Below are 13,251 nucleotides of genomic sequence, written 5' to 3' on the forward strand. Positions count from 1 at the left end.
CGTCAACCTTGGGCGGCGATCGCGCGGCGGTAGAAGCTCGCATCGAACAGCCCGTCGAGCGAGGCAGCACGCTGCAAGGCGCCGATCTTGACCTGGAAATCCTGCAGCTTGGACGTGGCCGCGACGATCGTCTCGGGATTGTCGGCGAATTTGGCACCTGGCGAGCGCAAAGCGCGCTTCATCGTGTCGAGATCGACAATGCCCTTGCCGAGCGCGTTCAGCACATGCGGCGCTGCCCGGTCGGGATCCTCGCGCAGCAGCTTGGTGGCGCGCACCGTGAGGTCCACGAGCTTCTGGCTCGCATCGGGTGCACGCTTGATGAACCCGCCCGTCAGCGCAAACACGCCGCCCGGCTGGTCGGGGAACATCTGGCCGCCGGACGCCACGAGGCGCGCATCGCGCGCGCGGTCGAGGATGATTGTAAGGGCAGGCTCGCGCACCGTGGCCCCGTCGACCGCTTGGGCCAGCACGGCCTGCTGCGTGGCGTCGATGCCCATGGCGACGATCTCGACATGCGCCTTGTCGACTTTGCCCACTTCCCACAGCCAGTATTGCAGGATGCTGTTGGGCACCGAGCCTGCGGGCTGCGTTGCCAGGCGTGCCGGCCGCTTGTTGGCCTCGAAGAAGCGCTTGAATGCGTCGGCGGGCGCGGCATTGGAAGCGAAGAACGGCTGCAACTTTCCGCCGGCCACGAAAGCGAGCTCTTCGGTCGCGGTTGCGATGACGACGCGAATGTCGAGCCCGCGTTCGCGCGCCACGCCGAGCGGGCCCACGCCCGCCCAATAGGCGTCGAGCGTGCCCGAGGCGAGGGCTTGGATCATGTTGGGGCCGGAATCGAACTGCGACAGTTTGAGATCGATGCCGGCCGCGTTGGCCCAACCTTCCTGGTCGATCACGAAGAGCTGGGCCGAACCGACGACCGGGATGAATCCTGCGCGCAGCAGCGGGCGCGCGCTTTGCGCACGCGCCGCCTGCACACGCAAGGCCGGGGCTGCAAGGGCAGCGGCGGCGACACCGCCCAGAAATACGCGACGCGAAGAAACGCTCATGGCAACCCTCGAAAATCCGATTGGGGGGCCACACGCGTACAGGCGGGCTCGTACTGCCGACAGACAGTTCTTCTAAAGCGGTCGCGTACTTATTCTAACCACCTCAAGCGGCCATCAGCGCTTCGACATGCGCGGCCGCCGAGCGGCCAAGCGCATCGAGGTCGTAGCCACCTTCGAGCGCGGAGACCACGCGGCCCTTGGCGTGGCGGTTGGCCACGTCCATCAGGGCGCGCGTGACCCAGGCGAAGTCGCTTTCGTGCAGGCGCAGGCTCGCAAGCGGGTCTTCCTCGTGCGCGTCGAACCCGGCCGAGATCATCACCAACTCGGGTGCGAACGCATCGAGGGCAGGCAGTATCTTGGTCTCGAACGCGCGGCGGAAGGCGAGCCCCTCCGAGCCGCTCGGCAAGGGCGCGTTCACGATGTTGCCGAAGCGTCCGGTTTCGTCGCTCGCACCCGTGCCTGGATAGAGTGGCCATTCGTGGCTCGACGCGTAGAAAAGATCGGCATCGTTTTCGAACATATGCTGCGTACCATTGCCGTGATGCACGTCGAAATCGATCACGGCCACGCGCCGCAGCCCGTGTTTGACGCGCGCATGCAGCGCCCCCACGGCGACGTTGTTGAAGATGCAAAAGCCCATCGCCTGCGCCGCCTCCGCATGGTGGCCGGGCGGGCGCACGGCGGCAAAGGCGTTGCGCGCGGACCCGCCGCACACGGCATCCACGCCTGCGATCACGGCCCCAGCTGCACGCAAAGCCGCATCCTCGGAGCCGGGCGAGACGATCGTATCGCCGTCGATCTGGTGGCGGCCCATCGGCGGAATGGCGCCGAGCACGGCTTCGACAAAAGCGCGCGGATGCACGAGGCACAACGCGTCGTCGCTGGCGCGCGGGGCCGCGACGCGCTCAAGCCCGCCGAAGCGCGCATCGTCGAGAGCGGCCAAGACGGCCGCAAGCCGGCGCGGATTCTCCGGATGGTGGTTGCCCGGATCGTGGTCCAGACACGCCGGATGCGTGATGAGCTGAGTTGCCATGTTTCCCCCCGATTTGCGCCAGTGTGGCGCATCGGCGGGCAAATGCCAATCGGGGGCTACCGGCGGTCGGCGACCGCAACCCGCCACAAATCGCGATTGCGGAAGGTTTCATCCGTGCCGTCGAACAAAGGCGACGCGACGGGGCCGGTCTGTCGCCCCAGGACCATCGCGCACAGCTGTCGGCGCCGTTCGCTTGCCGCCGACGCGTAGCCGAGCTCGGCGATCTCCGCAGCCAGCTGCAGCGTCGCGTCGGGCATGAATTTGGTCGTGTAGTCGTACTGCTCGAGGCAGAAGGTGAACGCCACAGCTTTGAGCCACGCCGCCGCATCGCCGCCGCGACAAAGGCTTTCGAACCGCGCGAACGGCACAACGAGCGGCTCGTCGGGCGTGAAATCGGCAGGACCGGTCGCGGCGTCGAGCAGCGACTGCCCCATCGAGCGCACCGCCGCTTGGTTGCCAAGCGCCAGCATGCAGCTGAGCAGGCTCGTGGCGCGCGCGGCGGACGGCCGCGCACGAGCGGCCGCCACGAGGTTCTTCTGCGCGCGTTCGAGCAAACCCGCGCGCACGCAAGGGGCAAGGGCTTGGTTGCGCGCGGCGACCAGGTCGGCGCAGCCCGCAAGATAATCGCGCGCGGCTGGGCTTGCGAAAGCCGCACGCCATCGCCGCGCAAGAGCCGCGTTCTGGCGGAAGGGTGCGAGCGCTTCGACATAGGCAAGGAAGGCCGCATCGATTTCGGCCTGCGGCACCGCTTGCGCATCCGCCGCATCGGGCACGCGGGTCGCAAGAAACCCCCGCGCCTCAAGTTCGGCCGCGCGCGTCGGCTTCACCGCAAACGCGTTCAACGACACGAGGTCCTTCGATTGCGGCATCGGCGCCAGCATGTCGAGCCCCGGCACCAGCCGGTAGGGCACATAGCCGTGCGCGGCGAGTGTGGCCAGCGGCGCGAAATCGAAGATGCCGCAATTGTTGACCTCCAGCATCACCACCGGATCAGCATCAGCGAGCGTACGCGCCGCCCCGGCAAGTGCCGCCTCTTCGGCGCCTTCGACGTCGATTTTCAGAAAATCGAGCCGCGGCCAACCGAGATCGCCGATCAACGCGTCGAGTGCCACGGTTTCGACCTCGATATCGCCGCCGCCATCCACCAAGCCCGACAATTCGCTGCTGGTGCCGAAACGAAACGACTGGCGCCCGGCACCTGCCGCAACCGCCCGCCGCTCGGCATGGATCGGCGCTTGGCATGCCGCAGCGGCGTTGCGCGCCAACAAGGCGCCCGCCACCGGATGCGGCTCGACCGCGACCACGCGGCCGTGCGGGCCCGCCGCATGCGCAAGGGCTGCCGAATAGACGCCGACATTGGCCCCGACATCGGCGATGTAGGCACCCTTCGGCAAGGCGCGCTGCAGAAACGCGACCTCGTCCTCGAACCAGGCCTCGCGCTCGAGCAGCGCAAAACTCATGATCGAACGCAGGTCGTCTTCGACGGCAATGTCGACGCCGTAATTGGTGCGCACGTCGAGCGGGGCGTTGCGGCCGAGAAACGGGATCGGCACTTCAGCCATCGGTGCGCCTCGGCGTGCGCGCCGCAGCCATGAGCCCGCGCATTCTGCCGATCGCAGCGTCGAGGCCTTCGAACACGGCAGCACCGACGAGAAAATGGCCGATATTGAGCTCGACCAGTTCCGGGATTGCGGCGACGGGGCCGACATTATCGAAGGTGAGGCCATGGCCGGCATGGCATTCGAGACCGATTTTGGCGGCGTACGCGGCAGCCGTTTGCAGGCGCGCGAGTTCGCGTGCCACCGCCGCTTCGCTGTGCGCGTGCGCGTAGGCACCTGTGTGCAGTTCCACAACCGGTGCGCCCACAGCTACGGAAGCGTCGAGCTGGGCTTGGTCGGGGTCGATGAACATCGACACGCGAATGCCCGCGGCTTTGAGCTTGGCAACGTAGGGCCCGAGTTCGCTTAAGTGCCCCGCCACGTCGAGCCCGCCTTCGGTCGTGACCTCGGTGCGCTTCTCCGGCACGAGGCAGCTTGCGTGCGGCTTGAGTTCGCACGCGAGCGACAGCATCTCGGCCGTCGCCGCCATTTCGAAATTGAGCGGGGCGGCAATCTCGGCGCGCAAGCGGCGCATGTCGGCGTCGCGAATGTGGCGCCGGTCTTCGCGCAAATGTGCGGTGATGCCGTCGGCGCCCGCCGCGATCGCCTGTTTGGCGGCCGCAACCGGATCGGGATAGAGGCCGCCGCGCGCGTTGCGCAACGTCGCCACATGGTCGCAATTGAAGCCCAAGCGCAGCTTGTTCATGGGGTCCGTGCTCCTGTCGCCCGTTTTGTCGCCAACTCGTCCGCCAGCCGCAACGCCGCCAGCAGACTGCCCGGATGGGCAAGCCCCTTGCCCGCAATGTCGAGCGCCGTTCCGTGGTCGGGCGACGTGCGCACGAAGGGCAGACCCATCGTGACGTTCACGCCGCCGTCGACGTCGAGCGTCTTCAGCGGGATCAAAGCCTGGTCGTGGTACATACAGATTGCGACGTCGTAGCCTTCGCGCGCGCGGGGGCTGAACATCGTATCCGGCGGCAGGGGGCCGACCGCGTCGATCCCGCGTTCGCGCAACTGCGCCACGGCCGGGGCCACGATGGCGGCGTCTTCCGCCCCCATACTGCCCGCCTCGCCCGCATGCGGGTTGAGGCCGGCGAGCGCCAAACGCGGCCGCGCGATGCCGAAATCGCGCTGCAGGCCTTTGGCGACGAGCAGTGCCGTCGCCACGATCGCGTCCGTCGAAAGCGTTGCGATGGCGGTACGCAGCGCCAAATGAATCGTCACGGGTACGACGCGCAATTGCGGGCACGCGAGCAGCATCGCCACGGGCACGTCGCCCGCTTTGGCCGCGAGATATTCGGTGTGGCCCGGATAGGCGAAGCCCGCATCGTAGAGATTGGATTTCTGGATCGGGTTCGTGACGATGCCGCCAGCCTCGCCCGCCAGCGCCAACGCGACCGCCCGATCTATCGACGCGATCGTGGCGACGGCATTCGCCGGATCCGGATGGCCTGCGCGCGCAGGAATGGCAAGCGCCACCGGCAGCACCGGCAAAGCGCGCGCGAACACGGCGGCGGCATCTGCGGCCGACGCGACAATTTCAATCGAAACGTCGAGGCCAAGCAACTTTGCGAGTTCCGCAAGCCGTGCGGGATCATCGAGGGCCACGAAGACAGGTCCTATGCCGCGCAACGCAAGCCATGCGCGCAAGGTAAGCTCGCCGCCGATCCCGGCAGGCTCGCCCATCGTGAGGGCAAGTGGCAATGTCACTGGAGACTCTCGGTCACAGGAAAATCTCGGGGCTGGCGGCCGAACGCGTGCCCGCGAGCGGCGCATTGTCGGCCGCCCGATAGGTGAAGACGAGCGAGAATTTGACGGCACTCGAGGCGTTTCGCCCCGCCGCATGGAAGAGGCGGCTGTGGAAGAACAGCGCGTCGCCCGCGTCGAGTTCGACCGCACGCTTGGTCGCGATGAGCGCCTGGTTGGCGGCAAGATCGGGGCGCAGAAACTTCGCGGCGTCGTAGCGTTCGGGTTCGATCTCGAGCACATGCGTGCCCGGCAGCACGAACAGCCCGCCGTTTTCAGGCCGCTCGGAGCCCAAGGCGAGCCACAGCGACACAAGCTCGGGCCGTGCGAACGACCAGTAGCGAATGTCGCGATGCCAATTGGTCTGGCTGCCGAAATCCGGATGTTTGGTCATCAGGCAATTGTGGTGGGCACGCGACATCACGGGCGGGCCGCCAAGCAATTGCGCCATGCGCGCGACGGCATCGGCCCCGCATGCCCAGTCGCGCATCGCATCGTCGCGGTCGACTGCCCCCAAGAGGCGCCGCACCGTGCGCCCGCCGGCCGCGTCGAGCGATTGCGGTGCGCCTGGATAGCCGACGCTTGCTTCGTATTCGAGCGGCGCTTTTGCCGCCGCAAGGTCGCGCGCGCCCGCATCGCGAATGCGCGCGCACAGATCGCTCGACGCAAGCCCGCGCACGATCGCGTAGCCATCGGTCGCGAATTGCCGAAGTTCGGCGGGCGTGAACAAAGACGTTTGGGCGCGGGCGGCGTTTTCGACCATGTGAAAAGAGATAGTCGAACTGCGCCCCAAACAAAAGAACCCCTTGGAACTCAATTGTTTCGCGACAATTCCGCGCACGCCTTCAATTTTGCAGCGCCCTCAGCTGCGGTCGAACACGGCGGCACAGGCTTCGTTGGCGGGCAGCGGGCGGCCGTAGAGATAGCCTTGGCCGTAGAGGCAGCCCATTTCGCGAAGCAGGGCGGCTTGCGCTTCGTCTTCAATACCTTCGGCGATCGCGTCGATTTGGAGCTGGGCGCCGAGTGCAAGCATCGCGCGCAGAATGTCGGCGGATTTGCGTTCGTCGAGGGCGGCGGCCACGAAACTGCCGTCGATCTTCAGATAGTCGATCGGGAATTTTGACAGATACGACAGGCCCGAATAGCCGGTGCCGAAATCGTCGAGGCTGATCGACATGCCGCGATTGCGCAGCTGCGCCAACGCCTCGCCCGCTTTGGGATTGGAGATCAGCGTGGATTCGGTGATCTCGATCTTGAGCCGCTCAGCGGGTAGCTGCGCTTCTTCGAGGATTTCGGCAAGCCGTGCGGCAAGGCGCAGATCGGCGAAATGTGCGGCACCGAAATTGGCGGCGACGAACACCGGCCTGCGCCCGGCGAGCGTGAGGCGCCGGTTGAGCGCCCCCACCATGGTCGCCGCCTCGCGTACCACCAGCAGGTCGAGCGCTTCCACGAGCCCTGCGCGCGCCACGGCCGGCAGTAGCGCCTCCGGCCCCAGCACGCCCAAGCGCGGATGGTGCCAGCGCGCCAATGCTTCGAAGCCGATCGGCACGCCGTCGTCGAGCCGCACGATCGGCTGCAGATAGGCTGCGATCTCGCCGCCTTTGAGCGCTTGGCGCACCTCGTGTTCGATCTTGATGTGCGCCATCGCCTGGGCCGTCACGTCGGGGATCACGGCATTCGCCCAGATTTGCGCGCCTGTGTTCGCCGCGCGCAGACGCAAGATCAGCGTGCGCAAAAGCAGCTGCATCAAAGGCGTCGCGCGGTCGATCTCGCGCAAGATTTGTGCACGCTCGACAATCACGCAATCGGCGTCTTCGAGTACGCGGGCGCCCGCCGAGCGCGGCGTATCGTCGACGAGAGCCATCTCGCCGAAAATTTCGCCGGGCCCCAACAGCGACAGGCGCTGCACATCGCCCGCATTGCGGACGAAAATCTCGACCCAGCCTTTTTCAACGATGTAAGCGGCATCCGCTGCATCGCCGGCTTCGAACAAAACATGACCGGCGGCAAAGTGCCGATGGGCAAGCGACTCTGTCATTGCGCGATTTACCTTATCTATTACGTCCTGTTACCGAAGCAGCCCTTTTCTTTCGCCGTTCGACACATTACATGATTTCCGCATGGCATAGGTGGTATGCAAACTCTGCCACGCTTGGCGCGGGGATTGCTAGCATTGGCCTGAATTCAACACACTACGACGGTAGTCAGGTCCGCTCATCTCTTGAGCACGTTCGCAGATAAGGCAGCCAGACCATGCGCGTGATCACCCAACTCGCCATCATCGCGGTTCTCGGCGCTGCCGGCGGCGGCGGTTGGTATTATTACCAGAATATGGGCGGCCAGGCCGTTGCCGCCGCACCGGCCGCACGGCCGCAAGCGCCCGCGGTCGGGGTCGAATACATCAAACCAAAGCGCCAGTCGGTGGTCGAAAAGGTCGAGGCCGTGGGTACGGCGCGCGCCAACGAATCGGTCGTCGTCGCCGCCAAGCAGACCGGCAACATCGCGCGCATCAATTTCCAGGAAGGCCAGACGGTGCGGGCCGGGGCCGTGCTGATCGAACTCGAAAGCCGCGAGCGCGCCGCCGACACCGAGGCCGTGCGCGCCGAAATCGCGCAGTCGCGCGCCCTCGCCGACGAAATCCGCCAGCAGCTCGATCGCGCGCGTGCGCTGCGCCAGAGCGGCAACGCGCCCGAAGCGCGCGTTGACCAGCTCGAAAGCCAATTGCGCGCCGCCGAAGGCCGCGTGCGCCAGAACGAATCGCGCCTGCGTGCGGCCGATGCGCGCTTCGAGGATTTCCGCATCACGGCCCCCTTCGAGGGCCGCGTGGGCCTGCGCCAGGTCAGCCTCGGCGCATTGCTGCAGGCGGGCACGCCGATCACCACGCTCGACGACGTGCGCGTGATCAAGATCGAATTCTCGGTGCCCGAACAGTTCCTGGGGCAGCTGCGCGTCGGCCTGCCGGTGGCGGGCATCACGCCGGCCTTCGCGGGCCGCGACTTCAAGGGCGAGGTCAGCGCCATCGACACGCGCATCGATCCCGCCACGCGCGCGGTGCGCCTCAACGCCTCGTTCGACAATACTGAAGGGCTCTTGAAGCCCGGCATGTTCCTGACGATCTCGCTGTCGGTCGCCACGCGCGAAAACGCGCTCGTGGTGCCCGAAGACGCGCTTGTGGCCGAGGGCGTGCGCCAGTTCCTGTTCATCGTCGTCGACGGCCGCGCGCAGCGCCGCGAAATCAAGCTCGGCATGCGCATGCAGGGCGAAGTCGAGATTCTGAGCGGCATCGGTGCGGACGATTCCGTGATCGTGCGCGGCCTGCAGCGCGTGCGCCCGAACCTGCCCGTCGCCGCCCGCCCCTTCACCCCGCCTGCTTCCTGAGCTCTCGCGCGTCGTCTTTCCCGCCTCCCACAGCACAAAGCGGAAAAAACATGCTTCTGTCCGACGTTTCGATCAAACGCCCCGTCTTCGCGACGGTGATCAGCCTGCTCATCGTGGTGCTCGGCGTGGCGGCCTTCTTCCGCCTGCCGGTGCGCGAATATCCGGCGATCGATCCGCCGATCGTGTCGGTCACCACGGTCTACAAGGGCGCTGCCAACCAGGTCGTCGAAACGCGCGTGACCGAGATCATCGAAGCGGCGGTCGCCGGCATCGAGGGCGTGAAGTCGATCAACTCGCAGAGCCGCGAAGAGCGCTCGTCGGTCACGATCGAATTCCGCCTCGGGCGCGACATCGACGCGGCCTCGGCCGACGTGCGCGACCGCGTGGCGCGCGTGCGCGCGCGCCTGCCCGACGGCGTGGACGATCCGATCATCGCGAAGGTCGACGGCGACCAGCGCGCCATCGTGTGGTTCACGCTCTATTCGGAACGCTACAACCAGCTCGAACTCACCGATTTCGCGCGCCGCAATCTCGTCGATCGTCTGTCGATCGTGCCGGGCGTGGCCCAGGTCAACATCTCGGGCGAGCGGCGCTTCTCGATGCGCGTGTGGCTCGATCGCCAAGCGCTCGCCGCACGCGGCCTCACGGTCGACGACGTCGAAGCCGCGATCCGGCGCCAGAACGTGGAGCTGCCGTCGGGCCGCATCGAATCCACGCAGCGCGAACTCACCGTCAAAACCGACTCGCGCCTGTCGAATGTCGAGCAGTTCAACAACGTCATCGTCGCCACGCGCCAGGGCTACCAGATCCGCTTGGGCGAGGTCGCGCGCGTCGAAGTGGGGGCCGAAGACGAACGCTCGGGCCTGCGCGCCAACGGCAACACGGCCGTCGGCCTCGGCATTCTGCGCCAGTCGACCGGCAATACGCTGTCGGTCGCCAAAGGCGTCAAAGCGGAGATGGACCGCCTGCGCGAGACCTTCCCCGACGGCATCAATTTTCTGATCGGCTACGACGAATCCGTGTTCATCGAACAGTCGATCTACGAGGTCTACCATGCGTTCGGCATCGGCATTCTTCTTGTCGTGGCCGTCATCTTTGTGTTCCTGCGCTCGTGGCGCGCTACGATCATTCCGGCGGTCGCGATTCCGGTGTCGATCATCGGCTCGTTCATCGTGCTGGGTGCCCTCGGATTCTCGCTGAACGTGCTCACACTCCTCGCCTTTGTGCTCGCGATCGGCATCGTCGTGGACGACGCGATCGTCGTGCTCGAGAACATCCATGCGCGCATTGAAAAAGGCGAGCCCGTACTGCTGGCCGCCGTGCGCGGTGCGCGCCAGATTTCGTTCGCCGTCATCGCGACCACGCTCACGCTCGTGGCCGTGTTCCTGCCGCTGTCGTTCATGGAAGGCAACACGGGCCGGCTGTTCACGGAGTTCGGCATTTCGCTTGCCGCCGCCGTGCTGTTCTCTGGCCTCGTGGCGCTGACCTTGTCGCCGATGATGTGCTCGAAGCTGCTCGTGGCGCATGCGGGCGAAAGCAAGTTCTACACGATGACCGAGAAGGTCTTCGTCGGCATGAACAACGTCTATCGCTGGATGCTGGAGCGCTCGCTGCGGGCACCCGTGCTGGTGCTCGCGATCGGCTTTGCGCTGTGCGCTGCCGCCTACGGCTTCTGGGCCGTGCTGCCCAAGGAGTTCACGCCGACCGAAGATCGCGGCAACGTCGTGATCCCGGTGACCGCGCCCGAGGGCGCTTCCTTCTCCTACACGTCCGATGCCGTGCGCCAGATCGAAAGCATCCTGCAGCCCTATATCGACAAGGGCCAGGCTGCCGTCATCATGGGCAACATCGCACCCGGCTTCCAGCGCCCGGCGCCCGTCAATTCGGGGCTGCTGTTCTTGCGCCTGAAGCCGTGGGGCCAGCGCTATCCGGGCTCCGAGACGGGTGCGCCGCCGCCCGAGGGCAAGGAAATCACGCAGCAGCAGATCGTGCGCGAGATTTTCCCGCGCATCGCCAACCTGCCGGGCGTGCGCGCGTTTGCGATCAACCCGCCGTCGCTGGGCCAGCGCGGCTTCCAGCCGCCGATCCAGTTCGTGCTCGGCGGCTCGGACTACGAAACGCTGCGCGGCTGGCGCGATCTCCTGATGCAGCGCACGGCGCAGGATCCACGCTTCCTCAACGTCGATTCCAACTACCGCGAGACCAAGCCCGAACTGCGCGTGCGCATCGACCGGGCGCGCGCCGCCGACATCGGCGTGTCGATCGAGACGATCGGCCGCACGCTGGAGACGATGTTCGGCGCGCGCAACGTGTCGACCTACGTCGATCGCGGCGAAGAGTACAACGTGATCCTGCAGGCACGGCTCGCGGACCGCGCCACGCCGAGCGACCTTGCGAACGTATTCGTGCGATCGAGCACCACGCAGCAGTTGATCCCGCTATCGACGCTCGTGACGCTCACGGAAGCCGCCGGCCCCGCCGAACTCAACCGCCTCGACCGTCTGCGCGCGATCACGATCTCGGCCTCGCTTGCACCGGGCTTCACGCTCGGCGAAGCGCTGACGCTCATGGAGAGCTTCGCGCGCGAAGTGCTGCCGCCGGAAGTGCGCATCGGCTATCTCGGCCAGAGCCGCGAGTTCAAGGAATCGGCCTCGTCGATGTACTTCACCTTCGGCTTGGCCCTCCTCGTCGTGTTCCTGGTGCTTGCGGCCCAGTTCGAAAGCTGGATCCATCCGCTGATCATCATGCTGGCCGTACCGCTCGCGTTGACGGGCGGCCTGGGTGCGCTGTACCTCACCGGCATCTCGCTCAACGTCTACAGCCAGATCGGCATGATCCTGCTGATCGGACTCATGGCCAAGAACGGGATTCTGATCGTCGAGTTCGCCAACCAGCTGCGCGACGAAGGGGCCGACGTGCGCTCGGCCGTGCTCGAAGCGTCGGTCGCACGCTTGCGCCCCATCCTGATGACCTCAATCGCGACGGTGTGCGGTGCGATCCCGCTCGCCGACGCGCGCGGCGCCGGTGCCGAGAGCCGCGAGGCGATCGGCTGGGTCATCATCGGCGGCGTGTCGTTCGCGACCGTGCTGACAAGCTTCGTGATCCCGTGCCTCTATCTGCTGCTCGCCCGCTTCACCAAGCCCGCAGGCGCCATCGCCCAGCGTCTGGCGCAGCAGGAGCGGTCGCACAAGGGTGCCCACCCCACGCCGCACGCGGCCGAGTAAAGCGGCTGCGCACGGGCACGCGCGTGGCGCAAAGCTTCGACGTTGCGGTCGTGGGTGCGGGCATCGTCGGCGCTTCGGCCGCGATGGCGCTCGGCGCCACGCATCGCGTGCTGCTGCTCGAAGGCGAAAGCCAGCCCGGCTACCACACGACCGGGCGCTCGGCCGCCGTGTTCGAGGAAGCCTATGGGCCCGCCGCAATCCGCAAGCTTGCCAATGCCAGCCGCGCCTTCCTCGCCGATCCGCCGCCGGGTTTTTCGGAGCATCCGTTGCTCAAGCCCCGCGGCGTCGTGTTTGCCGCCGCCGCCGCCGCCAGTGCCTCGATCGACAAGGCGCTGATCGACGCCCTGCCCGGCACGGTCGTCGAAATCGAGCGCCGCGAAGCCGTCGCCTTGTGCCCGGCGCTGGATGCCGATTGGCTCGACCGCGCCCTCTACGAAAAGGGTGCCATGGACATGGACGTCGCCGCGATCCATCGCGGCTACTTGCGCAAATTTGCGGCGGCGGGCGGCACGATCGTATGCAACGCCGCCGTGAGCGGCCTCAAACGCGCCGGATCGAGCTGGCGCATCGCGACGGAAGCAGGCGATTTCGAAGCCGCGCACATCGTCAATGCGGCCGGTGCCTGGGCCGACGTAATCGCAGCGCTTGCGGGTGCGGCATCCATCGACATCGAGCCGCGCCGGCGCACGGCCCTCGTGTTCGCGGCCCCCGCCGACGCTGGCCCCACGCACGCCTGGCCGATGGTCTGCGAGATCGACGAGGCCTTCTATTTCAAGCCCGATGCGGGCCTGCTGCTCGCCTCGCCCGCCGACGAAACGCCGTCCCCGCCGTGCGACGCGCAAGCCGAAGAGATCGATGTTGCGACGTGCATCGACCGGCTCGAAACGGCGACGCGGCTGCGCGTTGCCGCCGTCAAACGCAAATGGGCGGGCTTGCGCTGCTTTGTTGCCGACCGCCGCCCGGTGCTGGGGCCCGATCCGGCAATCCCCGGCTTCCATTGGGCGGCCGCCTTGGGCGGCTACGGGATTATGACCAGCCCCGCCACGGGCCGCATCGTCGCGGCCGGCGTGCGCGGCGAAGATCTGCCCGCCGACTTGATCGCGGCCGGCTTCGCGTGGGCCGATTTTTCGCCCGCACGCCTGAGCCGTTGATCGTCTGCGCGCGAAAAACCCCGCGCGCACGTACCCCGATAAGCGCTAGATTGGGAAAGTTGGATTCGAAAA

10 protein-coding genes are annotated in these 13,251 nt (G+C 66.7%); 3 read left to right on the top strand and 7 right to left on the bottom strand.

Annotation, left to right across the window (positions count from 1 at the left end; all coding sequences use genetic code 11):
- Positions 1 to 2: 2 nt before the first annotated feature.
- The 7 genes from O9320_03030 to O9320_03060 form a co-directional block, all read right to left on the bottom strand.
- Positions 3 to 1,049, bottom strand: a complete 1,047-nt coding sequence (locus tag O9320_03030) for an ABC transporter substrate-binding protein (GenBank protein MCZ8309799.1) — start codon at positions 1,047 to 1,049, stop codon at positions 3 to 5.
- Between the two features lie 103 nt (positions 1,050 to 1,152).
- Positions 1,153 to 2,082 carry a histone deacetylase family protein gene (locus O9320_03035; GenBank protein MCZ8309800.1) on the bottom strand — a complete coding sequence of 310 codons (930 nt, stop codon included), beginning with the start codon at positions 2,080 to 2,082 and terminating at the stop codon, positions 1,153 to 1,155.
- Positions 2,083 to 2,138: 56 nt separating this feature from the next.
- On the bottom strand, positions 2,139 to 3,644 hold the full coding sequence (locus O9320_03040) for an FkbM family methyltransferase (protein MCZ8309801.1): 1,506 nt from the start codon (positions 3,642 to 3,644) through the stop codon (positions 2,139 to 2,141).
- On the bottom strand, positions 3,637 to 4,386 hold the full coding sequence (locus tag O9320_03045; GenBank protein MCZ8309802.1) for a pyridoxine 5'-phosphate synthase: 750 nt from the start codon (positions 4,384 to 4,386) through the stop codon (positions 3,637 to 3,639). The genes O9320_03040 and O9320_03045 overlap by 8 nt, the downstream gene beginning before the upstream one ends.
- Complete coding sequence (pdxA, locus tag O9320_03050) at positions 4,383 to 5,390, bottom strand: 4-hydroxythreonine-4-phosphate dehydrogenase PdxA (GenBank protein MCZ8309803.1); 1,008 nt, start codon at positions 5,388 to 5,390, stop codon at positions 4,383 to 4,385. The genes O9320_03045 and pdxA overlap by 4 nt, the downstream gene beginning before the upstream one ends.
- A 13-nt stretch (positions 5,391 to 5,403) precedes the next feature.
- The gene (locus O9320_03055) at positions 5,404 to 6,189 is read right to left on the bottom strand and encodes a phytanoyl-CoA dioxygenase family protein (protein MCZ8309804.1); all 786 of its coding nucleotides are present in this window, start codon (positions 6,187 to 6,189) and stop codon (positions 5,404 to 5,406) included.
- Positions 6,190 to 6,288: 99 nt separating this feature from the next.
- The gene (locus O9320_03060; protein ID MCZ8309805.1) at positions 6,289 to 7,464 is read right to left on the bottom strand and encodes an EAL domain-containing protein; all 1,176 of its coding nucleotides are present in this window, start codon (positions 7,462 to 7,464) and stop codon (positions 6,289 to 6,291) included.
- Between the two features lie 215 nt (positions 7,465 to 7,679).
- Between O9320_03060 and O9320_03065 the strand changes: the two genes are divergently transcribed.
- Genes O9320_03065 through O9320_03075 form a run of 3 tightly spaced genes read left to right on the top strand, consistent with a single transcriptional unit; the run spans position 7,680 to position 13,179 of the window.
- The gene (locus O9320_03065; protein MCZ8309806.1) at positions 7,680 to 8,804 is read left to right on the top strand and encodes an efflux RND transporter periplasmic adaptor subunit; all 1,125 of its coding nucleotides are present in this window, start codon (positions 7,680 to 7,682) and stop codon (positions 8,802 to 8,804) included.
- Between the two features lie 50 nt (positions 8,805 to 8,854).
- Complete coding sequence (locus tag O9320_03070) at positions 8,855 to 12,028, top strand: efflux RND transporter permease subunit (protein MCZ8309807.1); 3,174 nt, start codon at positions 8,855 to 8,857, stop codon at positions 12,026 to 12,028.
- A 23-nt stretch (positions 12,029 to 12,051) separates the two neighbouring features.
- On the top strand, positions 12,052 to 13,179 hold the full coding sequence (locus O9320_03075; protein ID MCZ8309808.1) for an FAD-binding oxidoreductase: 1,128 nt from the start codon (positions 12,052 to 12,054) through the stop codon (positions 13,177 to 13,179).
- Positions 13,180 to 13,251: the final 72 nt, after the last annotated feature.

The organism is Magnetospirillum sp., assembly GCA_027532905.1.
In the GTDB taxonomy this organism is placed as follows: Bacteria; Pseudomonadota; Alphaproteobacteria; order CACIAM-22H2; family CACIAM-22H2; genus Tagaea.

What these genes read in the sequence shown, in the direction of transcription:
- O9320_03030 (MCZ8309799.1), bottom strand. Translation starts at nt 1,049, where the DNA reads ATGAGCGTTTCTTCGCGTCGCGTATTTCTGGGCGGTGTCGCCGCCGCT.
- O9320_03035 (MCZ8309800.1), bottom strand. Translation starts at nt 2,082, where the DNA reads ATGGCAACTCAGCTCATCACGCATCCGGCGTGTCTGGACCACGATCCG.
- O9320_03040 (MCZ8309801.1), bottom strand. Translation starts at nt 3,644, where the DNA reads ATGGCTGAAGTGCCGATCCCGTTTCTCGGCCGCAACGCCCCGCTCGAC.
- O9320_03045 (MCZ8309802.1), bottom strand. Translation starts at nt 4,386, where the DNA reads ATGAACAAGCTGCGCTTGGGCTTCAATTGCGACCATGTGGCGACGTTG.
- O9320_03055 (MCZ8309804.1), bottom strand. Translation starts at nt 6,189, where the DNA reads ATGGTCGAAAACGCCGCCCGCGCCCAAACGTCTTTGTTCACGCCCGCC.
- O9320_03060 (MCZ8309805.1), bottom strand. Translation starts at nt 7,464, where the DNA reads ATGACAGAGTCGCTTGCCCATCGGCACTTTGCCGCCGGTCATGTTTTG.
- O9320_03065 (MCZ8309806.1), top strand. Translation starts at nt 7,680, where the DNA reads ATGCGCGTGATCACCCAACTCGCCATCATCGCGGTTCTCGGCGCTGCC.
- O9320_03070 (MCZ8309807.1), top strand. Translation starts at nt 8,855, where the DNA reads ATGCTTCTGTCCGACGTTTCGATCAAACGCCCCGTCTTCGCGACGGTG.